At 49.5% G+C, this 22,653-nt stretch carries 19 protein-coding genes; 3 read left to right on the top strand and 16 right to left on the bottom strand.

The genetic code is table 11. The features are described 5' to 3' along the window. Positions 1-62: 62 nt before the first annotated feature. On the bottom strand, positions 63-641 hold the full coding sequence (locus NEA10_RS12055) for a hypothetical protein (RefSeq protein WP_252660462.1): 579 nt from the start codon (positions 639-641) through the stop codon (positions 63-65). A gap of 150 nt (positions 642-791) precedes the next feature. Here NEA10_RS12055 and smc point away from each other — a divergent pair, with 150 nt between their 5' ends. Together smc and NEA10_RS12045 are read left to right on the top strand one after the other, a co-directional pair. Continuing rightward, a complete protein-coding gene (gene smc, locus NEA10_RS12050; RefSeq protein WP_252660460.1) occupies positions 792-4,475 on the top strand; it encodes a chromosome segregation protein SMC in 3,684 nt (1,227 codons plus the stop codon). 47 nt (positions 4,476-4,522) lie between these two features. Then, entirely contained in the window at positions 4,523-5,527 is a 1,005-nt protein-coding gene (locus tag NEA10_RS12045) for a PRC-barrel domain-containing protein (protein WP_252660453.1), read from the top strand. 412 nt (positions 5,528-5,939) lie between these two features. On the opposite strand, the gene NEA10_RS12040 is transcribed toward NEA10_RS12045, so the two are convergent. From NEA10_RS12040 to purH, 14 genes are all read right to left on the bottom strand, one after another. Then, entirely contained in the window at positions 5,940-6,638 is a 699-nt protein-coding gene (locus NEA10_RS12040; RefSeq protein WP_252660451.1) for a hypothetical protein, read from the bottom strand. A 2-nt stretch (positions 6,639-6,640) separates the two neighbouring features. Then, positions 6,641-7,732: an RAMP superfamily CRISPR-associated protein gene (locus tag NEA10_RS12035; protein ID WP_252660449.1), complete on the bottom strand. Its 1,092-nt coding sequence runs from the start codon at positions 7,730-7,732 to the stop codon at positions 6,641-6,643. Between the two features lies 1 nt (position 7,733). Continuing rightward, on the bottom strand, positions 7,734-8,165 hold the full coding sequence (locus NEA10_RS12030; RefSeq protein WP_252660446.1) for a hypothetical protein: 432 nt from the start codon (positions 8,163-8,165) through the stop codon (positions 7,734-7,736). Then, positions 8,162-9,103 carry an RAMP superfamily CRISPR-associated protein gene (locus NEA10_RS12025; protein WP_252660444.1) on the bottom strand — a complete coding sequence of 314 codons (942 nt, stop codon included), beginning with the start codon at positions 9,101-9,103 and terminating at the stop codon, positions 8,162-8,164. The genes NEA10_RS12030 and NEA10_RS12025 overlap by 4 nt, the downstream gene beginning before the upstream one ends. A 17-nt stretch (positions 9,104-9,120) precedes the next feature. Further along, positions 9,121-9,735 (bottom strand): Uma2 family endonuclease, encoded by a 615-nt coding sequence (locus tag NEA10_RS12020; protein WP_252660442.1) that lies wholly within the window; start codon positions 9,733-9,735, stop codon positions 9,121-9,123. 9 nt (positions 9,736-9,744) lie between these two features. Next, positions 9,745-10,635: a type III CRISPR-associated RAMP protein Csx7 gene (gene csx7, locus NEA10_RS12015; RefSeq protein WP_252660434.1), complete on the bottom strand. Its 891-nt coding sequence runs from the start codon at positions 10,633-10,635 to the stop codon at positions 9,745-9,747. Positions 10,636-10,730: 95 nt separating this feature from the next. Continuing rightward, the gene (locus NEA10_RS12010) at positions 10,731-11,150 is read right to left on the bottom strand and encodes a hypothetical protein (RefSeq protein ID WP_252660432.1); all 420 of its coding nucleotides are present in this window, start codon (positions 11,148-11,150) and stop codon (positions 10,731-10,733) included. Beyond that, complete coding sequence (gene csx10, locus NEA10_RS12005; protein WP_252660430.1) at positions 11,147-12,358, bottom strand: type III-D CRISPR-associated RAMP protein Csx10; 1,212 nt, start codon at positions 12,356-12,358, stop codon at positions 11,147-11,149. Before csx10 ends, NEA10_RS12010 begins: the two co-directional genes overlap by 4 nt. Further along, positions 12,355-13,062 carry an RAMP superfamily CRISPR-associated protein gene (locus tag NEA10_RS12000; protein ID WP_252660428.1) on the bottom strand — a complete coding sequence of 236 codons (708 nt, stop codon included), beginning with the start codon at positions 13,060-13,062 and terminating at the stop codon, positions 12,355-12,357. Before NEA10_RS12000 ends, csx10 begins: the two co-directional genes overlap by 4 nt. Continuing rightward, positions 13,055-15,331 carry a type III-B CRISPR-associated protein Cas10/Cmr2 gene (gene cas10 / locus NEA10_RS11995; protein ID WP_252660426.1) on the bottom strand — a complete coding sequence of 759 codons (2,277 nt, stop codon included), beginning with the start codon at positions 15,329-15,331 and terminating at the stop codon, positions 13,055-13,057. The genes NEA10_RS12000 and cas10 overlap by 8 nt, the downstream gene beginning before the upstream one ends. A gap of 49 nt (positions 15,332-15,380) precedes the next feature. Then, positions 15,381-16,763 carry a TIGR02221 family CRISPR-associated protein gene (csx2, locus tag NEA10_RS11990; RefSeq protein ID WP_252660423.1) on the bottom strand — a complete coding sequence of 461 codons (1,383 nt, stop codon included), beginning with the start codon at positions 16,761-16,763 and terminating at the stop codon, positions 15,381-15,383. Between the two features lie 432 nt (positions 16,764-17,195). Continuing rightward, entirely contained in the window at positions 17,196-17,768 is a 573-nt protein-coding gene (locus tag NEA10_RS11985) for a Uma2 family endonuclease (RefSeq protein ID WP_252660421.1), read from the bottom strand. Continuing rightward, the gene (locus NEA10_RS11980; RefSeq protein ID WP_252660419.1) at positions 17,765-18,358 is read right to left on the bottom strand and encodes a Uma2 family endonuclease; all 594 of its coding nucleotides are present in this window, start codon (positions 18,356-18,358) and stop codon (positions 17,765-17,767) included. Before NEA10_RS11980 ends, NEA10_RS11985 begins: the two co-directional genes overlap by 4 nt. Positions 18,359-18,452: 94 nt before the next feature. Continuing rightward, entirely contained in the window at positions 18,453-20,000 is a 1,548-nt protein-coding gene (gene purH, locus NEA10_RS11975) for a bifunctional phosphoribosylaminoimidazolecarboxamide formyltransferase/IMP cyclohydrolase (RefSeq protein WP_252665342.1), read from the bottom strand. Positions 20,001-20,154: 154 nt separating this feature from the next. On the opposite strand from purH, the gene NEA10_RS11970 reads away from it, so the two are divergent. Beyond that, a complete protein-coding gene (locus NEA10_RS11970; protein ID WP_252660417.1) occupies positions 20,155-21,366 on the top strand; it encodes an RNA-guided endonuclease InsQ/TnpB family protein in 1,212 nt (403 codons plus the stop codon). A gap of 81 nt (positions 21,367-21,447) precedes the next feature. On the opposite strand, the gene NEA10_RS11965 is transcribed toward NEA10_RS11970, so the two are convergent. Then, a complete protein-coding gene (locus NEA10_RS11965) occupies positions 21,448-22,554 on the bottom strand; it encodes a hybrid sensor histidine kinase/response regulator (RefSeq protein ID WP_252660415.1) in 1,107 nt (368 codons plus the stop codon). Positions 22,555-22,653: the final 99 nt, after the last annotated feature.

The following is a 22,653-nucleotide window of genomic DNA, read 5'->3' as shown; positions in this document are numbered from 1 at the left end:
CTTAATGAGAGTAATTGTCAGGGAAGAGTTTGTCAAGAGGACTGGGGGATGGGTTTGGGGGCTTAACTCAATCCGGGAGTATTGCGACGAGAGAGGAGGCGAAAGCTTTGGAGATCGGGGAATTGGCGAATGGCGCTGTCGAGGGCAGTTTGGGGAGCTTGACGATTCGCCAGCTTGCCATAGAAGATGTCTAGGAAGGGAACGAGGTTCTGATAGGAGATGGAGCGTTCTGGGACGACGACTCCAGAGGCGCCGGCTTGCAGGAAGGCGTCGGCGAGGGGATAGACGCTGGCGGCACCACTGACGATGAGTTTACCCCGCCATTGGGTCATGGTCTCGATCGCATTGGGGGAGAGGCGGGTTTGGGGACGGCGATCGCGGATTTTTTCGGCTTGAGACCATCCTAGGACAAGACCATCGCGATCGCCATGGAGAGCTAGATGAACGGCATCAAGGGGCCCATCACTGAGGGCGTTCTGCAATAAGCTAGGATTGAGGAAGGTTCGTCGCGACCAGATGCCATCATTGCTATAGACTTGGCAGGAAATGCCGAGACGTTCAAAGGCTTGGGAGAGCAGGAGGGTTTCCGTTTGTTTGCGAATTTCGGGATTGCGACATACTTCAAAGATGGCAACGTTCATACTTGGATTTCCCTTGCTCCCCTGTCAGCTTTAGTGGCATTCTATCAAATCCCTGCTCTCGGGGGCGATCGCCCCAAGACCCGGGTTCACCTACCTCCAGTTCCGGGTTCTGGTATTCCCCCCTTTTGCCTCTTGCCTCTTGCCTTCCCCATGGTTTATATCAAGGAAATTGAACTCACTAACTTTAAATCCTTTGGGGGAACCACGAGAGTGCCGTTCCGTCGCGAGTTCACGGTGATTTCGGGGCCGAACGGTTCTGGGAAATCCAACATTTTGGATGCTCTGTTGTTTTGTCTAGGGATTGCTTCCTCGAAAGGGATGCGGGCCGATCGCCTGCCGGATTTGGTCAATCAACAGCAAAATAAACGTAGGTCAACGGTGGAGGCCAGTGTCAGTGTTACCTTTGACTTGTCTCCGGAGGATCGCTTGTGGGGACGGGTGCAGGCTAATGAGACGGCCGATGAGACGTCGGATGAACCCTCAGATGAGAACCCGGATATCCAGATATCTGAAACTGAGGAAATCCCCCAACATCGCGATTGGCGGGTGACGCGGCGGCTACGGGTGACTCGCTCGGGGGGCTATACGTCGCAATATGCGATTAATGGTGAGGTTTGTACTCTGGGGGAGTTACATGAACAACTCAATGAGTTGCGCGTCTATCCCGAGGGCTATAACGTGGTGCTTCAGGGGGATGTCACCAGTATTATCTCCATGAATGCTCGGGAACGGCGGGAGATTATTGATGAGTTGGCTGGGGTGGCGGCCTTCGATCGCAAAATTGATCGGGCCCAAGAGAAGTTTGCGGAAGTTGAGGAACGCGAGGATCGCTGTCGTATTGTTGAGAAGGAACTGACAACCCAGCGCGATCGCCTGGCCGCCGATCGCCTCAAAGCGGAACAATATCAACGGTTGCGCCAGGAATTACAGGAAAAACAAGCTTGGGCCCGGGTGTTACAGTGGCAGCAATTGCGCCAACGCCAAGAGCAGATTGGTGAACAACTGGCGGCGGGCGATCGCACTCGGCGGGAGCTTCAGGAGACGCTGGCTCAACTGACGGAGAACTTGAAACAGGCCAGCGATGAACTGGATATTTTGAATCAGCAGGTGAAGGCCTTGGGAGAAGAGGAACTCTTGGCTCGTCAGTCGGAGTTGGCCCGTCAGGAAGCGGAACAGCAACAACGCCAGCAGCGACGGGAGGAGTTACAGCAACACGGTCAGGAACTGGAGAGGGCGATCGCCCAAACGGAGACGGCGATCGCCCAAAGCCAACAGCAACAGGAGCAACTGCGGCAACAACAGCAACTGCTCGAAACGGACCAACTGCCCACCCGGCGGGAGTCACGGGAGTTGGCTCAAGGGGAACTGGAACGCGCGCGAGAGTCCGCTAACGCCTTAGCCGATCGCGCTCAGGCCTGGGTGCAAGAACAAACCCAACTGCGTCAGCAAACCGAAACCCTCCTAGGAACCCTGGAACCCCAACGGACGGAACAGGCCCAACTTCGGGAACGACTGGCTCAATTGGGGGAACAACTCAGTCAACGGGAGACGGCGATCGCCCAACGAGAGGAACAACTGCACGAGAGTCAACAGGAGTATGAGCAACTCCAAGAGGCTGAAACCAAGGCCCAGGAGCATCTGCAACAGCTCGAACGCACCAGCCAAGCCGCCGAAGAAGAATTGCAGATTCAGCAAGACACCCAAACCCGTCTCCAGCAAGAACAGCGGGATAAACAACGCCGTCTCGATAAGCTCGAAGCCCAAAATCAAGCTCTCCAGGAAGCCTCGGGCAGTTATGCCAGTCAAGTGGTAGAACAGTCAGGATTGAGCGGAATTTGTGGGTTGGTATCCCAACTGGGACGGGTCGAGAGCGACGTGCAAATTGCCCTAGAAACGGCGGCTGGGGGACGATTGGGCTTTGTTGTCGTTGAAGATGATTTAGTCGCCTCAGCGGCGATTCAGCTTTTGAAAGAAAAACGGGCTGGGCGAGCGACCTTTTTACCGCTCAACAAGATTCACGCCCCCCGCTTTCAACGCGCTCCCGAGGTGGAACGGAGTCCGGGTTTTGTTGACTATGCGGTGAATCTGATTGATTGTGAGGAACGCTATGACAGCATTTTTGCCTATGTGTTTGGCTCAACGGTGGTGTTTGATTCTTTGGATAATGCTCGTCGTTTGTTGGGACAGGCCCGGATGGTGACCCTGGATGGGGAACTCCTGGAAGCGAGTGGGGCCATGACGGGGGGAAGTCAGCGGCGGGGAGCGTCTCATCTGCATTTTGGCAATGTGGATAGTGGGGAATCGGCGGAAGTGAAGGGGTTGCGCGATCGCCTACGGCAGATTGGCGAGATTCTCGAACGCTGTGAGGGGGAGATTTTACGCTGGAGTAGTGAACTGAAGTTAGGGGCGAAGGCTCTGATGGAGGCGAAACAGCAACATCGCGAACTGCAATTGCGCCGGGAACGACTGGGGCAGGATATTGAGAGTTTACAGCAGCAACAGGAACAGGGGCGATCGCAACAACAGCAACAACGCCAAGAACTCGATAGAACCCAGGCCCGTTTCCAGCAACTGCAACAGGAACTCCCACAACAGGAACAGCAATTACAGGGCCTGCGGGACCAACTGGCGGAATTGGAGAAATCCCAAACCCACCAAGAATGGCAACAGTATCAACAGGAGATTCAACAACGGGAAGAAATCCTGGCCCAACGCACCCAGAGTTTGCGGGAGGCGGAAGAACGGTTGCGGGAGTTAGTCCGTCAACAGGAGCGACTGACAGAGAAAACTCAGGAACGTCAGCAGCAGTTGGGGGAACTTCAGCATCGCCGTCAGGAGATTGAACAACAGCAGCAGCAACTCGCACAGCATTTAGAGGAATTAGAGGAGCAGATAGCTCAGACTCGTGCCAGTTTTGCCGAAATTGAGGCCAAATTGGGGGAAGAGAAACAGGCCCGCGATCGCGCCGAAGCCCGACTGCGGGAATTGCGCGTCAGCCAACAACAAACCGACTGGCGGTTACAGAAACTGCAAGAAACCCAAGAGGGACGAGTTGAACAACTCCAGCAGGTACGGGACCAATTGCGAGAACAAGAGCAAGAACTCCCCAACCCACTCCCGGAGGTTCCCCCCCAGCATAAACTGGACACCTTGGACAAAGAACTCCGTAGCCTCGCCAAACGCATCGAAGCCATGGAACCGGTGAATATGTTGGCCCTAGAGGAGTTTGAGCGGACTCAGGCTCGTCTGGAGGAACTGAGCGAGAAACTGGCCATTCTCCAGGATGAACGTCAGGAACTCCTATTACGCATCGAAAACTTCACCACCCTGCGTTTACGGGCATTTAAAGAAGCCTTTGACGCGGTGAATGAAAATTTTGCCCAAATCTTCGCGGAACTGTCTGAGGGGGACGGACATCTGCAACTGAGCGACCCGGAAGACCCCTTTAATGGGGGCTTGAACCTGGTAGCTCATCCCAAGGGGAAACCCGTGCAACGCTTGGCGTCGATGTCGGGGGGAGAGAAATCTCTAACGGCCTTGAGTTTTATCTTCGCCCTACAACGCTATCGGCCCTCCCCGTTTTACGCCTTTGACGAGGTAGATATGTTTCTCGACGGGGCAAATGTGGAACGATTAGCTAAAATGATTAAAAAGCAGGCCCAAGCCGCGCAATTTATTGTCGTGAGTTTGCGCCGTCCCACTATCGCCGCCGCCGCGAGAACCATTGGTGTCACCCAGGCCCGAGGTGCTTATACCCAGGTGTTGGGGTTAACGTTGCAGCAGCAACCGTCAACAGATACTCAAGAATCTCTCTCGCCAGAGCGATCGGTCTGATAGTAGAGTATATTAACCAGGATTCGACTCGTAGGATTCCATCTAGAATGACATCCGAACACATCCGTCAACGCTCCGATCTGTTAGGAACCCAAGTCATCACCCGCGACGGCGGGAGGCGGCTCGGAGTCGTCAGCCAAATTTGGGTAGATATTGATCGCCGGGAGGTGGTCGCCCTTGGAATGCGGGATAATATCCTTGCGGTGGCTGGCCTACCCCGTTATATGCAGCTCGATCGCATCCGCCAGATTGGTGATGTCATCCTAGTGGATACTGATGAAGTCATCGAAGACGACCTCGATGTTGAGATGTACAGCACCATCATCAACAGCGAAGTCATCACGGAGGTGGGGGAACTGCTGGGCAAAGTCCGGGGCTTCAAGTTCGACACCCGCGATGGTAAGGTCGTCTCTATCATCGTCGCCTCGATTGGTATTCCCCAGATTCCCGAGCAGTTGCTGAGTACCTACGAACTTCCCATTGAGGAGATTGTCAGTAGTGGCCCCAATCGTCTGATTGTCTTTGAAGGTGCTGAGGAGCGATTGACTCAGTTATCCGTGGGCGTCATGGAACGGCTCGGGTTAGGGAGTGCGCCTTGGGAACGGGAAGAGGAAGAAGAATTTTACACCCCAACGGCTCGTCCTGAGAATCAACTCGGTAGTGGTATTCCCACCGCTCCCCCAGAACCTCGCCGTCAGGCCATCCAGGCTGAGCAGCAATGGGACGAAGACGAATGGACGCAGCCGCAACCGGAACCTCTCTACGAGCCAGAACCGGAACCGGTGTATGTGGAGTATGACGAGCCGGAGACGGAAAACTGGAGTGACACCAGTCGCAGTCAGTACGAGCCACCCTATGAGCCGGAACCCTATCGGGAGGAACCGGTGTATGAGGAGGCGGATTATCCGGATTATTCTCAGCCGGTGGAATATGAGGATATTGAGGCCGATGCTTGGTCTGAGGAAGAAGACCAGCGGGCCTACGATCCTCCGAAGGTGAATATTCCTCAGAAGACCAAGCAGCCGGAGTATGAAGAGGAAGCCGGTTATTAGGACGTTACTCTCGTGTACTCTCGTGTCATGGCTCCAGCCGTGACACGTCCCCTTGGAGGCTCTGCCTCCCTAGGACTCTAGAGCATCTGATATACCATCGCCATTGCTGGTGTCTTCGTTTTTCCCAAACTCCAGTAGGGACTCCTCAGTTATGAACGAATCGTTGCACACTCAATAAGCTCTCTGTCCTTAATCTGACAGTGCCCTCAGTTGTTCTCTAACCTTTGCAGTTGTTTGGGAGGTCGTCTTGGCTGTTGTCATGGTTAACGCGACGTGATACTAAGAATCCTTAGTCCACAAGTCTAGCCAATTATAGTTAATACTACTTGCGGCAAAATCTGCTTCTTGTTGACAGGTCCGGTTCATGTTTCAGACTCTCTCATCAGTCTGCTATATTTCAACTTAAGTTTTATCAAGGACTTCCGGCGAATTTGATATGATTTATACTTCCGTCTTCATTTAATGATTTTACTTCAACGCTGATGGGTTGATTAAGTGGGATTTTGTCGTAGTTCTTCGCTTCTTTTTCGCTAAAAGTCTGCCCCAAACATTCATAAGTCACCTTGTTTTTACTACCTTTTTTGGTCGCGATCGCCTCTAGGATTTGACCTTTTTCTACATCAATAACGTTTGAGGTTGATTCAGGTGAAGAAGTTACGGGGACACTCGGCAATTCTTTGATGGTCTGCAGATGGTTGTCCAGTCGCTGTCTCAGTTCATTTTCGGCGCTGGAGTTATTCTGGCGATTGCTAGGCAATAAGGTTTTATAGTATTTAGCTAAACTAGATGCCCAGCATAATACCTCACACAAAACTTCAAAATTGTTGAAATCTTGTTTTAAACATTGGCGCAAGTAGTAATCAAAAATACTCAAAAGAGATTTGTAGTATTGCTTGGTTTGACTGCTATGTGCGATAGTGTTTCCATTTTTTTCTAAAGTTTGGCAGTAAGTTAAAAAATGATGACCCAAATCTCGGCGATGGGAGATGGTTCGCAGATAAGAAATAGCTTTTTTAAATTCATTGATATCGGTTTTGTCTAAAACAACTTCCAAAGCGATCGCATGGGAAATATGCCAGTGTCTTTCTGATAAACGATGTGAGTTAAGCATGTTTAGTACTCAAGTGTAGGTTTACGTTGGCTGGGATAGGATAGGATTTGAGCAATCTGTTGCAGTTGTTGGGAGTCAATGAGATTTTGCTGGTGCGACTCTGTTAAAGACGTTTCAATAAATTGTGTTAATGCGTCACCAGTAATCACTTCAGGTTCGGCGTTATAGCTGCGATAGCGATCGCTCATCGATTGGGGTTGTTCAATTTCAGTGATTTTAACCTCGACAGTTCCAAAACCAATCGGTTTTCCTGCCCCCACCTTGAGATAGAAACCATATTGTCTATCTAAACCAAGTGCCGCAAAGATAGATCCTAATTCAGCAGGAGTCAAACTGTGATAGCGAATTTGGGTCGTAAATACATACTCTGCGAGTGCTTGCTGAGCTGAAACACCTGTTTCCACAACACCTTTCTCCGCTTCATTGATTGGGTGTGAGAAATGATAATAGAATTTGCGACCTTTAATTTTACGAGATGACATATCAAAGTATTCTTCATTCAAGTCTTTACGGTCTATTTTTTCGTTGAAAATTTCCGCTTCTGGTTTGTAAAGAGATGGTAGGAACTTAACCTTGAACTCATCCGTTTGACAGCGAGCATCTTGAAAATGGACAACTCCCTGCCAGTTCATCGCCCCGAATAAACGGCTGGATAGGCAAAGCTGATGAACTTTCTTGGGATTTAAACTGCGCTGTTGAGGAATCCATCCTTTCTTACGAGCAAATGAGCTGACGACCCCCAATGTACTATTGGTGATGGCTTCATGAATACTACGCACGACACCCTTGAGTGATGATGCTGGCAGTAGTAAATGTTGGTCATGACCGCGAAGCATGGTTTTGAGAATCTCGTATTCTGGTTGCTCGATATCCTCCCCCAGAACCATCACACCTGTGGAGATATGAACGGCATTTTTCACAATTAGTTTGAGATGCAAGCGTCCACTGCGGCGCTTTTGCTGCTCGTGATACTTCTCATGACCGTGATACTTTGGTGTATCTAGGGATGGACGCTGTCTAGGAAAGGGAACAATACTATAGGGTTTTTCTGCTGAGTTTTTCTTGTTGGGAGGTTGAGGGCGTGATGGAGACATATTAGTTCACAGTTAAGGCAACAAAATGGACGATCGCCGTATTGCGATCGCAGAAATAGCGCTGACCAATGTTCAAAGACTGAGTACTTGCTGGAACTCCTTTAGGTAAACGAGCTTCGGTGGGTAGGTAAACTTTAGCAGGGCGATCGCAATAGTCCCAATCTCCTGCCATAGCCTTAAATGTCTCTGGAGGCGGTTCACAACCGAGCCAAAGTAAGTCATAGTCCTCTCTCCGCTGCTGCCAGCGTAGTTCTCGTTTGGGGTTAAACAGTCGTCCTTCAGGACTGAGTGTCTTGTCAGACAGATGAGGCAGGAACCCTTCAACGCGATCGACATATTGTAGATAATAATAGCCCGTCTCATCCCCTTGGAGTTGCTCTGTGAGTGCCTCTAACGAAACACCAGACCGATAGCCAATAAATGCTTGACTCATGCTGCCACTCCTCCTAACAACTCCCGCCATTTTGGCATGGCTTCCATGAATATCTCTTTAACCTGTGCAGCCCCTTGCCAGGTTAACTGGACTCCAACGCCCAAGTCCATCTCTTTCCCTCCTACCGAAACTCTCACTTCATCGTCTTCGGGAAACCCATAGGGATTATCCGTGAGAAATTCACCCACCCCCAACAGTTTAGTGATTGTCCAACGTTTGCTAGACCCCAACATTTGAATATGCCCATCTTGAAGAATACAACCAGGATAACTAACTTGGGCTGAGTTGAATTGAACTTCAACTGTCCCCAGTCCCCGAGATTTACCAAACCCCAATCCAAACCAGCCTTGATCCAGGTCTCGCAGGACTAAGCCAATCAAAGCAAGTTGGGCCAAGGTAAAGTTTTTCAGATGGATTTTGCTGCGAAATTCTCCATCGGTACAAATTTGGTAGTTAAAGGGTCCGACGGCAACAGATCCAAAGACACGGTCGATCGCCACACCATTGCGTTCTTCAAGTTTCAAGGGATGGTCTCGATTGGGATAGGCATCTTCGATTCTCAGGCGACTGGCGAGGGCCGTGTTGCCAAAAATCTGATCCGTAAAGGAGGATTGGCGATAGATTTCGCAGGGTGTTTTCTTCTCAAGATAATCGTAGTTATCGTTAAGGGGGTCATTGGCCCAGAGACCCGATTTTCCTCCGGAGGGACGTTTATCTCCTCCTACGGTGCGAACAATTCGCTCAGCATGAGCGCGAATGGCTCCCTTGAGGCTACTTCCGGGAAGATAAATCGATCGCCCCCCGGCGTGATAGGTTTCGACAAATTCCATATCCGGTTTGGTGGGATCGGCCCCTTCTTTACCCGCTTTAACGAGCAGAGGACCCACCGGATGAATACTGAAGTCCAGGGTGCAGTGGTTGACAAGTCGCTTGTGCATGACATTCAGCCAGAGAGTTATAGATTACATAGGGTCTCAACGGTGAGGTTGAGTTGAGGGAAGCTGGGAGAGGTGACGCGATCGCCCCATCGATATCCCGTCATGTTGTAAGTGTTATCCTCTTGTAAGGTGCAGATGAATAGGGTTGGCTCCTTGGGATTTCCTAAATATTGGCGACTCCCAACGGCGAGATAGTCCACAATCCAATACTCAGGGATAGCAAATCGTTGGTACTCCTCAAACTTATCCACATAATCATCTTCCCAATTGGTGGATACGACTTCTACCACAAGCTGAGGAGGGTCTAGGAGTGCCGAGGGAGCCATGGGAGACCCTTCCCAAAGGTGACGATCCACTACCACAACATCGGGATGTCGTCCCTGTTGCACCCCGCTGGAGGTTTCGGTTCTTAGAAAGATACGGCCGGAGACGTGATAGTTCTGTTGATGCTGCCGAATCTGTCGTCTTAGATGGTCGGTAATGGCATCGGCAATATCGTCATGTTTACGAGTCGGAAGTCGTCGCACAATTTGTCCATTGACAAGTTCATAATTCCCTGCCTCATCAGGAAGATTTTCCAGAAATTGATGAAAGCTCAAGGATGAATCAGTGGGTTTGCGGATAATCCTCATGGGCATCTCCTAGGATACATCATTCATGGGTGTTCTGTTTTGCGGTAACCTCTGACGCAGTTCAGTCAGGAACGCCGTCATCCATTGGTCTTTCAACTCCTGTTGTTGGGAGTCATCTAAGCGATAGTCATCTAACTCGTCATTGACAAGATTTCGCAGATACCTGAGAAGTTCATCGGGGGAACTCGGATTCACCCAATCCATACGATTTAGGTGAAGGCGAACAATCCCTAATCCTCGCGATCGCCCGCCTCCTAGGGGGATTTGTTCGGTTTCAAATTGGTGTAATCCCAACATCAACAACCCTAATTCCCAGGGGTCAGCATTTTCCATCACTGCCTTGAACTCAAACGGCGTAGCAGCAGGGACGACTTGGAAATCATAGAGTTTCCCCTCAGCAGCGGTTTCGGTATCGCGATCGATGGCAACTCCATCTCGTTCTTGATATTGTCCAAACCAGTTCTCAGCGGGATTCTCAATGGTTAAATCTCGCACCTGAAATTTACTGGATAACCAGGGAGAACCGAACACCTGGGAAATCAAGTCAGTGTTTTGCAGAATCTGTTCCGTGAGTTGACGATCATCGGTATATTGAGTCTTGAATTTCCGCATTTCTGAAGCCGTAATTGACCATTCTGCCTCATTACTGGGATTAGCCACAAAATGACGGAGTTGAGACTCATCCACCTCGCTAAATACTCCCCGCAGGAAGCTTTCGAGACGCGATCGCAAAGCACCTTTGAAGCTAGAACCGGGAATAAGTGGACGACCTAGAGCATCTTTGATGACGGGCAAATCGCAGCCAATCGGTTCCAGGGAGCGACCGGAACTGACCCGCAAAGCCGTTACGGTTTCCAAGGTTCCTGTTAAGGTGAGTCGATTTCTGAATGTATCAAACATAAACAATTCCAGTTCGTTGAAATTTAGTTAATTCAGGCAACTTTAAGTTACTTGAGTAAGGTATTGAAGTCTAAAAAATCTAGGCTATTTTCAACCTATTTTTTGCTTGGATTTAAATACTTGAGATGGCGAGAGCCATAACCGAGATAGCGACGAATCAAATCAAGCCAAACCCGTTGCGTAAATTCTTCACCAACTTCCTTAGAAATTTTCTCTGCTAATTTCTTCAAAAGATTGTCAATATCTTTGATGATGCGACTTGCCAATGAAGCTTTACCCCGGCCCCATTTTTTATCTCGTCCCACTTGATAGCGAAGAAAGTTTTTGATAACCTCGGTGCTATCAGTGGTCTCAGCAACCCGGACTAAGTTACGGAACTGTGACTCCTCTAGCTCGCCATAGGTCTTTTTGTCATCTAAAGCCGCTTGAATCGCAACCACTACTTTATCTTCGGCTTGACGGATGCCTCGCTGAATCTTTAATTCGACTTGGGGGGATAACAGATTAGAACTCATAGAGCATTCTCCCGAACGACATGATGAAATGGATGACAGACCTTGACCTGTCCAAATCCTTCTAGGGTGCGATCGCCAACCCCTTTATATTCTAACTGACTCAGAGCCGGCGACCAGGTCTCCAGGCGATTCGTCCCAAACAAATATAATCCTCCTTTCGTGGTTGTCAGTTCCACATCTTTCATTAAACCCCAGGCGGAATTCCAACCCGAGACCGTATCAAAACTACTGTAGGCGTTGTGGAGCGTTAAGCTATCATCAGCAACCCCCGTCACCTGTTTTAAATCCTCTGCCGTGATGACGGTGGTGCGCCGCCAATTTTGACGCAAGATGGCATCAGATTGTAGATTGAGGGTGAAGTAATGGCGCTGGGGGAGCGATTGCCCCGGATAGAGGCTGTTCCACAGTTGCCAGCGTTGTTGTAGCAGTTGATTAAACTGTTTCAGTCGCTGATTCAGATTCGATGTCCAGGGGACTGCCTTGGCCTGCATCTCAACACGACCGAGTCCTCGGGAAGCACTTCCCCCGAGTCGAAATCTTTGGCAATTTTGGTTGATAAATTGGCTTAAAGCATCCGCTAGAGAATCATCCTCAAGGAGAATCCCACCTCGATAAACAACAGGCTCACCATTTTCTCGGTAGTCATCGAGAACCTCCAAACTGTAGAGGATTTCTTCTTCCGCCGTGGCGCGACGGCGGTTAATCCCCACCCGAGTCAGGAGTCGTTTCGGCACTGAGACAGTTTGATACCCCTGACTCGTCTTCACATAGAAGCCGCTAAAGGGTTCGACTCGTCCCTCGCCTTCCTTAGCCGCCTCGGGACAGTTAGGATCATAGAGTTGTCCACAAGCCTCGGCGCAGAAGCGATCAATTAGGGTGTCGAACACCCCATATCCCTTGGGTTTGAAGCCCGGTTTGGCTTTGGCACTAACAGCAGTGACCGGTAATAGGTCAACGGCTGAGTCAGGGGTTAGGGTGAGATAAGCATTGTGGAAAATTGCCGCCTTTTCCTCAACAAAGAGGCGGGAAAAGTCATCCCCCGGTTCAGGTTGTTGCGGGTTGGGGTGACTGCGCAAAAGATGACTGGCGATCGCCCCACGAATCACGGAACCCGCGATAAAGTCCGCCGCCTCACTCACGGAACCGGGTTTTTTGCGACCGATGGCGAGGGCAGATTTTGCTGTAATCGTCAGTTGAATCTGTTTCATACCACACCTCCAGTCCGTAACCCCTGCCAATCCACATGATCCAACTCAGGCAAAGTGGTCCAAGTTAACCAGCCCAAACCCGCAGATTTACTGCCCCCTAAGGCGTGAATGTGACGTAAGGCAGCACTGAGGAGGAGTTTCGTATAAGGAGGGGCCTGGGGATAAATATACAAACTTCCCTGAAATTCCAAATTGAGATTGGCGGGGGATGTTTCCAAGAAATAGAGTTTTTGGTCTTCGGCCGTGAGACGGCGGCGGTTGAGGGTGACACCAGGACGTAACACCTCGGGAAGGGTATCAGCCGCCCCATGACAGATGAGATCATTGACCTCCACTTGAGACGGTAAACTGGGGTTACCGAAGATTTGGCAAATGAGACAATGATGACGGGAATCTCCCTCAACACGATAGGCATCGCGTTGGAAATCGGCGTCCGTCAAACCCGCTCGTTGGGGACACATAGTCTTTGGATTCGGAGATTGACAGACGGGCCAGCCGAGTCCCCGCGCCAATTTTTCACATTCATGTCGTAAGCGTCCTTTCAGTTGCGAGGCAGGGATAAGGAGTTGTCCTCGGGCATTGCGGAGGATGGGTTTGTCGGCCAGGGAACCCGACGATCCCCCAGCGCCAACGCAAAGTGCTGTGTTTAGGGTGGCGGTGAGCGGCAAGGATTCCCCAACTTGGTGGGATTGTAGGTTAATCATGGCCCGATACCTCCGATGGTGTTGAGAGGGTGTTATTCTCTAGCTGGCTATCAGGTTCAATGAAGGGATATAAATCAACGATATCCCGCCAAAGGGTTTCATAGAGGGTGGAATCATTTTTATCCCCTAGTTTGCTCATCCATGGGGCTAGATTGCCTTTGTTTTCTTCGGCTTTTGGGGTACACCAAATCTGTTCAAAGTGGTCTTCTAATAGTTGTTGCTGTTTGGGCTTGAGGCGGACGCGGAAGTAGCGATAATTTAGGATCGCGGTTTGTTTGCCTCGTTCGAGGAGACTACGAATTTGGTAGAGTTGCGATCGCGGAAACTCAGACTTCTTAAACGCCTGAATTGTGTTAATCAGGCTCCCCACTTCCTGTAGAGTATAGGGACTAGCGTGAAGTTTGAGCTTCGGTGGACCAGGAACGACCAAGGCTTGCTGACGAAATTCCTCAATATTAGAGGATATCATGGTCACAGATTTGAGGGTTAAGATATCGATTGTACCTCCCAAGTATCCCTTATCTTTCTTGAGGCTTTTTGCATATTTCTTGGCAGATTTAAGCAGTTGATTAACGAGGCGATTGGCATAGTAAATTGGGGTATCATATTTTGTGGTCAGCACCCCAATTGATGTACTGAGTTGGCTGTTGCGGAATGAGGAAAGTTGGCGGCGATCGCGGTGAGGATTTGCAGAAGGCTTCACCGCATCTGGAATACGATATTGCCCCGTCTGTTCCAAAATCTCCTCAAATTTTTCCCCAATATCTTGAGCAATTTGTAGCGCCTGATTAGCCGGAACAAGAATCATCACATCATCCCCGCCAATCGTAATAATTTCAAACGGGTGAACCCAGTTGCCATTACGATCCTGATTATCTTGTTTTTTCAGGTTTTTTAATTGATGGGGATGAAGACGATTAGCCAAGGCATAATAAACCGACTTCTCTGTTGCTTCAAAAATATGTTCGCTAAACTGCGAATACTCTTCGGGGGTTTTGATTTTCTGGATATAGCCCCCCATATTGTTACCATCGGCATAGATAAAACTGAGAAATCCATCGCTAGCGTTCGCAATTTCCTCAACATTACGAGTTTCTGTGACCGAAGAATTGGGACAATTTTGATAATACCGCTGTTGACGAGACTCATGGTTGAGATACTGAGTAAACTTTTCCACCCAACTAGCCACATAACCAGGATTCCAATCCAATCCTAAATTGTGATACCAGTCAGGATGGTTGTTCCGTTCAACTTTCGTCTGTTGTCCCATCAAGTATTTCCGCGCCAGAGGTTCGGAAAATTTAGGTTGACTTGGGAGTTTACCGATGGTGTCGAGGGTAGAGATGCGATTGTTATCATCCCGCATCAGGTAAGGATGTGTCTCAAAGTGGGGTGGATAACGGCGAGTCGTGTCACGGGAGGGGGTATCATTGCCACTGCGGCGTTGGTTAAAGCGGATGGCGAGTTTGCGCGTCAGTTCGTTGAAGCTTTTGCTGTTAAAGAAGTTCTCCCGTTGTTGATTGGGGGTGGCTTTGCCGAAATAAGCCTCTACCAGGGGATTGCTGGCGTTATCTCGATACCAATCGAACCAGGGGGTGGCGTCGAGGTTATCTTGAAAGAGGCCAAACCGGATTTCTAAGAGTCGGAAGGTTTCACCAACGGCGCAACTATTGGCGGTTAAGGTTTCTTGGGTATAGCGTTTTTCAATAGCATCCGCTAGACGGTGGGTATAGGCGGCGGGACAGAAGGCGAGGACATTACCTCCGGTGGAGTAAATAATAAGTTGGGGAATTAAGGCATCGGCCAGTTCAGGGTCATGTTGTTTTAGCCAATTGTGGGGACTGCGGTAGTCTTCTAAGTCATTATTAGGGTTTTGTTTGCCAAAAAAGGCAGGGATATCGATGAGGTTAATGCGATCTAAAATGGCAGATGCGCCTCGAATCTCCATTAGGTTAGCGGAGTCGAACACATACTGTTTAATTTTAGTTGCTCCCCCATAGACGAGGCCAATAGGAGTGGTTTGGTTCCAGATGTCTCCAACGAGTTCCTGAACGGCGATTAGGGTTTCAGGTTCTGCGTCGCTGGGGATGGCTTGCAGTTGTTCAACCTGTTGGACAATATCTTGTAATTCTACGGGAATCTCCTCACCGTTGGATTGGATAAAAGTGTCCAGGAGATGGCGATGATATTTAGGGTGCTGTTCTTCTCCCCAGGCTAAGCACCAGGTGAGTGCAAGTTTTAGGTCAGTTTTGATAGTCGACAAGGACATCGGTGATCACTCTATTTAGGGAATTATACTCTGACTAGGGAGAGATGTTTCAACAATTTTCTGAACTTAAATTGTCAGCTTCTGGAGACGTCATTGGAGGCAGAAGAGTATCGGCGATGACCCTAAGTTCATCATAAAGATTATTGGCTTGCTCTCGCAATTTTTTAGCTTGAGAGGGATTTGGATTCATTCCTACATGAGCAATATCATTCCTCAACTCCGTTGTTTTTGACCAAGTCTTTGTTAACCCAACTACATCAGGTAATTTTTCAAAATCGTCGTCTAGTGGACTAGCTTTGATTGAGCGTGGATCTTTTTTACGAACTTCGGTTCCGTTATTAAGGGCTAGCTCAACGTCATTTCGTCCACCATATAGTTGAAACATTGGTTTATCAAAACGAAGGACTAAGACTGAAATAATCCACTCCCGAGCCAGCGTTACAGCTTGCACGACCTGGTCATAGTCTAAATACCAATTTATCATCTTTAGTTGCAACCAAAGATTAGTTACAAAAGTATCTTGGCTTCGGGAATTCTTTAAGGAAAACTGTCCATGCTCTTGAATGACGCGATCGACCAGAAATGTGAAAGGCTTAGCACGCTTCTCAAAAGTTGGTATTGCATCTTCTAACTTTGACCTCAAGTTTGAAGATGCCTCCATTGCTTCAATTGGACGAGTAATTGCTAATGCTAAAGAAATGGATTCAATTGCTTTAGCTGATTTTTCTAAATGACTACGAATAGGTCGTGTTTCAGGCTTGAGTCGTAATTCCTGTTCAGAGGGAACAGCCTGTCTGAGAAGACTCGCTAAGTCCCGACCATTCCCAGTTTTTAAAAACTGGTCTGTAGCTGTGAGCCAATCAAATAGCCGAATTACAGGTAGAAGGTCAAAAGTTGGGGTCTCATTTGTATTTGTATTCTTCGCTTCAAATGCACCGTAAATTAGGGCCTTGATTTTGACATCTCGGACAACTCGGAAGTAACTGACGGCCAGAAGAGCAACAATTGGGACGGATCGAAAAGAATGGGTGATGTCAAAAATAACCTCATCTCCCTCTTCTAAACATTCATTCACTTTATTAAAGATAGTCCAAATATCGTCCACAGTATTCTGCTCTGGAATACCTTTGACAGGGATCAGATTTACATGGGGGTATTTGGACTGAAAAATCTCTTTGAGCTGTTCCCAGTTGGATTTTTCCTCTGATTGTCTGACGTAATGGTCAGAGTTGTCTCCAAGTTTCTGGAATTTACCAGGACTATACTTTTCTACTTTTTGGGTTAGAAAAATGTAAATCGAATCAGGCTCATAAAATTGAGCCAAGGCTTCCTGATAGTACTTGGTTTCACAAAACTCTGAGTTAGGATTCTCAGGATTCAAGTATTTCGTCACTTGGTAAGCATTTAAACCCAAAAAAGAAATAATCTTCACAGTTTCACCCTGTCTGCTTTGACTCAGTCTCCAGACTTTATAAGACTGGATTTTTTATTTTGTCTCTGTAGCACAATCTCGATAAAATTTTGACGCTAATCATGAACGTCGGCGAGGATGCACATAACATTATCCTTAGGAAGTCCTCCTCCAACGGATCTACCCTATCAGAAGTTTATGGTTTTTGTGCGCTGCGATCGCGTTTTATTTAGATTTTACATTTCATAACAGTATGTCTTCCCTGCCCTTGATTGACTGTTGCCAGTATACACCCCGAGTTGAAAGGGGGTCTTCTAGTTTTTGGGAAACTCAGTTCATAACTCCCCTCATATGTCAAGCCAGCTTTGTCATAAATCACTGACAAACTCAAAATTGTCTAGCCTGAAGCTCTGACAGACTTCCCTGGAGGATTAGCCTTCCTAAGTGCTACAGTTACCCCCAAACCCACCGCAAATGAACCACTAACCCGGGCAACAAACTTTCTGCCGCCAGGGTTTCCGGGTCATCTAAACATTGCACCGACTCTCCTGGACAATAGCGGTAAACCCGTCGTGCATCTGGGTCAAGTAACCACCCCAGTTGAGCGCCATTATCCATGTATTCCTGCAATTTCCCTTGCAGCATGGTCAAGCTGTCCGTCGGAGACTTCAACTCCGCCACAAAATCAGGACAAATTGCAGCAAACTTACGGCGTTCCGCCTCCGGGAGAGTTTGCCAACGTTCCATCTTAATCCAGGCCACATCGGGAGCGCGAATCGCACCATTGGCAAGGGTGAAGCCACTGGAGGAGTCGAAGGTGATACCGAGTTGATGCTGTTGATTCCACATCCAGAGTTGCGCGGCGAGTCCTAGGTTTTGTTGGCCTGTTTGACTGGCGGAAGGGGTCATCGCAATGAGTTGACCTTTTGCGCTTCGTTCCAGGCGCAAGTCGGGGTTGTTTTGACACAGTTGTAGGAAGGTTTCATCGCTTAGGTTTAAGGTTGAGTCTAGGTTAAGGGTAATCATGACTCAGCATTCACCTCAGATGTCAACTGGACATTGTCATAAAGCACAGACAACTCTAATTCAAACTCAAGACTCTCCAACTGCAACCGTTCCCCCGCCTCATACTGAGCATAACCCCACATCCGACCCTCATCACGGCGACGGTAGAGTTCCACCGTCATCGACTGGGAATCCACCAGGACATACTCCTGTAAACTGGGAATCTGACGATAGCATTTTAGTTTTGTGCCGCGATCGCCCACTGCGGTACTCGGAGACAACACCTCCACAATCACCGTAGGATGTTTCACCGACGTCTGAGCCTGTAAATCCTCCGCATCACAAGTCACCACTAAATCGGGATAAAAATAGCGTTCATTCTTACTATCCTCAACCTTGACATCAGCCACATTCGCTCGACAGCCTCGTTCCCGCAAAAACGGTCTCAAGGCGCTGTAAAAGTTGAGGGCAATGTCATTATGAGGAATAGTTCCCCCCGTCATGGCTATAATTTCGCCATCGATATACTCGTAGCGGTATTCCTGTTGGGCCTCCCAATCTAAATACTCTTGGGGGCTAAGGCCTGAGGGAACATCCGGTTGGGAAATCATGGGGAGTCCTCCGTGGTGGATTCAGAGACGGCGTAGAGCGAGTCCAGACCCCTGGGGCGAGAGGTCTGGGCTATCCTCACTCTAGCAAATCCCCTTAATGTAGGAAGTGGCGCACTCCCGTGAACACCATCACCACCCCTAACTCATTGGCCGCTGCGATGGAATCCTTATCCCGGATACTTCCCCCCGGTTGGACAATGGCCGTAATTCCCGCTGCGGCGGCTGAACGCACGGAGTCGTCAAAGGGGAAGAAACCGTCACTGGCTAAGGTCGCCCCCTGACAGCCCTCTCCCGCCTGCTCTAAGGCAATCTTGGCCGCGCCAACACGGTTCATTTGCCCCGCGCCAATCCCCAGGGTGGTGCGGTCTTTGGTGACGACAATGGCATTGGATTTCACGTGTTTACAGACCTTCCAGGCAAAGAGTAACTCCTCTAACTCCTGTAGTGTGGGCTGTTTCTCCGTCACCACTTGCCAATCTTGGGTCTGTTCGACTAAATCATCGGCGGTTTGGACGAGGAACCCCCCAGCAATGGCTTTCAGGGTTTCTCCAGTTCCCACGTTTAAGTCGGCCAGGGTTAATACTCGTAACTTGGATTTCTTGGCTAAAACCTCCCGCGCGGCTGCGTCACAGTCGGGGACAATCACACATTCGAGGAAGGTTTTGGTCATGGCGGTGGCCGTCTCCGCATCCAGACAGCGGTTGAGGGCGACAATTCCTCCAAAGGCGGAGACGGAATCGGCGGCAAAGGCCCGCTCATAAGCCTGCACCAGACTCTCCCCTAAAGCAACACCGCAGGGATTGGTATGTTTCAAGACGGCGGCGGCGGGGGGTTGGTCGTCTCCGAGAAATTCGGCGATGATGCGTCGCGCGGCTTCTAGGTCGACCAGGTTGTTGTAGCTGAGTTCTTTCCCCTGCAACTTCTCGGCCGCACCCCAACCCCTGGGAGTCTGGCCTACTTGATACCAGGCGGCCTTTTGGTGGGGGTTCTCGCCGTAGCGGAGGGCTTGGATTTGACTGCCCGCAAGGCCAAACTGCTCGGGGAGACTGTCGCTGTTGGCTTGTTGGTTGAGGTAGGTGGCGATCGCCCGATCATATTGACAAGTATGCCAGAATCCGGCTGTGGCGCAATCCCGACGAAACTCAAAGGACGGGTCCCCATGCTGACGCAGTTGTTCTAAATAGTCAGCATACTGGTTCGGGTTACAGAGAACCGTGAGATGTTGGAAGTTCTTGGCTGAGGCCCGCAACATGGCTGGACCGCCAATGTCGATGTTTTCCACCGCGTCGGCTAGGGTGACATCGGCCTTGGCAATGGTGGCCTCAAAGGGGTAGAGATTCACCACCACCAGGTCAATGGGGCGAATCTCGTTGGCTTCTAAGTCCTGTTGATGCTCGGGCAGGTCGCGACGGGCTAAAATGCCCCCATGAACCCGAGGGTGCAGGGTTTTGACCCGTCCGCCGAGGATTTCTGGGAAGCCGGTGTAATCGGAGACCTTGGTTACCGGGATTCCCGCCTCCTGTAAGACCTTGGCGGTCCCACCGCTACTGATGATGTCAAATTGAAACTCCTCGACGAGCGATCGCCCCAAGTCCACAAGTCCGGTTTTATCGGATACGCTCAGTAGTGCTAGACGCGCCACGGTTTTGAGTCCTTTTACGAAAGTCATACGGGAGTCTGAAAGCCCCGTCAATTTATTGCGGGGATGAAAGACGACACGAGCGGCTTTAGCCGCCTTGCTTCCCTATTGTACCTGTTCTAGGGTAAACTAAAACCAATGATGTCGTCAGCAAAAGATGAAAGCTCGATACCAGTATCGAATCTATCCAACCCAGCGCCAGTCCCAAAAACTTGCCCAGTTGTTTGGCTGTTGTCGCGTAGTGTGGAATGATGCTTTGGCCAGAGTTAAGTCAACCCCATCAGGAGAAAAGTGGCCGGGTCACTCAGAACTACAAAAACAGGTCATCACTCAAGCTAAAAAGACTCCTGAACGGCATTGGCTATCTGATGTCTCAAGTGTTCCGTTACAGCAGTCTGTGCGAGATTTAGGTGTAGCCTTATCTAATTTTTTCAAGAGCCGCTCAGGTCAACGGAAAGGCAAAAGAGTGGGGTTCCCTAGATTCAAGAAACGTTCGAGTCGCCAATCAGCTAGGTTTGTCAAGACGGGATTCTCACTCAAAGGCAACAAACTTGAGTTAGCTAAGTTGGGTCGATTTAAGGTGAAGTGGTCAAGACCCCTCCCTTCTACACCGAGTTCTGTCACAATCACCAAAAACACAGCCGGTCAATATCATGCCAGTTTTGTTGTTGAGATAGATTCGATAGACCTTGAGCCGATTCATCCATCGGTCGGGGTTGACTTAGGGATAAGAACCTTTGCCCACCTCAGTACCGGGGAAAAGATAGAATCACCGGCCTACAGTAAGATGACCCGCAAAATTAGGCGAATGCAGCGAAAGTTATCTCGCCAAGTTAAAGGGTCTAATAGACGACATCAGACTAGACTCAAGTTAGCTAAACTTCACCTAAAACTAGCCAACACCCGCAAGGATTTCCTGCATAAAATAACGACTCGGTTAATCCACGAAAACCAAGTGGTTTGCCTAGAAGACTTAAATGTGTCAGGAATGGTCAAGAACCGGAAGTTAGCTAGAGTGATTAGTGAGCAAGGTTGGGGTAACTTCCGAACGTTCTGTGAAGCTAAAGCTCAAATTGTCAACGATAGAGAAGTTAAGGTTATCAGTCGTTGGGAACCCACATCTCAAACTTGTTCAGACTGTGGCTATAAATGGGGCAAAATAGACTTGTCTATTCGTTCCGTTGTCTGTCTTAATTGCGGAACTGAACAGGACAGAGATGAGAATGCTGCCAAAAACATAGAAAAAGTCGGGGTAGGGCATACCCACGACTCTAAATGGACAAAGAACGGGCATAAGACCAGGGTTTCTGGCAATCCGATCGCTTTGTCAAACCAACCGTCAGTTAAACCGCTTAGTCGGTTTGATTAGCCGGAGAATCCCCATTTCTTGCTTAGTGGGGAGTATGTCAAATGAATCAACCCGTGTATTCTACCGGGGATTTTGCCCCAACTACACCGCTGCCGAGAGCTGAGTGGGCAGGGTTAGCCGCACTTGGGTCAGTTCCCCCGGCTGACTCTCAATTTCTAGGGTTCCCCGATTCAAGTTGACCAGGCGTTTAACAATCTCCAAGCCTAAGCCGGAGCCTTGTTGTTCATAGAGTTTGCGATCAAACTGTTCATAGGCCCCTAACTGCTTAATCTGCTCCGGTTGGAAGCCACGACCGCGATCGCCCACCGTCAGCTGCACCTGTTCTCCGGTAACAGTCAACCCTACCTCAACCGGGGTTCCCGCCTCTGAAAACTTGAACGCATTATCGACCAACTCCTCTAACACCTTAATCAACCAGGTTTCCGGCATCGCCACTGGGCTATCTTGGAGGGAGATGGCTAAGTCTTCAGAGCGATGGTGACGCTCCGCGATTGCCTGAATCCGGGCCGCCACGGTTCCTGTGAGTTGCTCAGTTTGCCCGGTAAATAACTCTCCACTGCGTTGGACATCCTCCTTCAATAGTTCCAATTGAGCGTAGAGGAGAAAATTCTGAATCGAGTGATAGAGTCGTTGCGCTGAGGCCCGAATCCCCATCCCCATCTCATAGACATCTTCCGGCTCAATCTCCTCATGCTCTTCACAGAGGAAGGTGGCATAGCCAAGAATGCCGTTGAGAGGAGTTAAGAACTCATGGGGGAGAGAACGGGTTAAATTCTGCCGCAGTTCCCCCAGACGCTCCTCAGAGGACTGCTCCCAAAGCTGCTGTTTTTCCAGTCGTGCCTCGACGGCCCCGATTAATTCACGAATCGTAAAGGGTTTGGAGAGGTAATCATCGGCCCCTAAATTCATCCCCTCCCGCACTTGCTGCTTTTCCGCTTTGGCCGTCAGAAAGATAAAGGGGACAGTTCGGAACCGCTCCTGACTGCGCAGATACGATAACACCCCATAGCCGTCGAGTTCCGGCATCATGATGTCACAAATAATCAGGTCTGGGGCGGTTTCCTGAGCGCGTTCTATGCCCATACGTCCATTAGGAGCGGTGAAGACGGTATGGTCAGCTTCTGAGAGGATTTCGGAAATAATCTCACAAATATCTTGTTCGTCTTCGATGACTAGAATTGTTGCCATAGAGGGGTTATCTGCGCAATATACAAAACGGGGGACTAGACAAATCGGGATTGATCGAGAATACCTGAGACGGATTCCCGGGCTGCTGCTTCCAGAGTC

The sequence above is a fragment of the Phormidium yuhuli AB48 genome (assembly GCF_023983615.1).
Taxonomy (GTDB): Bacteria; Cyanobacteriota; Cyanobacteriia; order Cyanobacteriales; family Geitlerinemataceae; genus Sodalinema; species Sodalinema yuhuli.
This window is presented reverse-complemented; position numbering and strand designations above follow the sequence as displayed.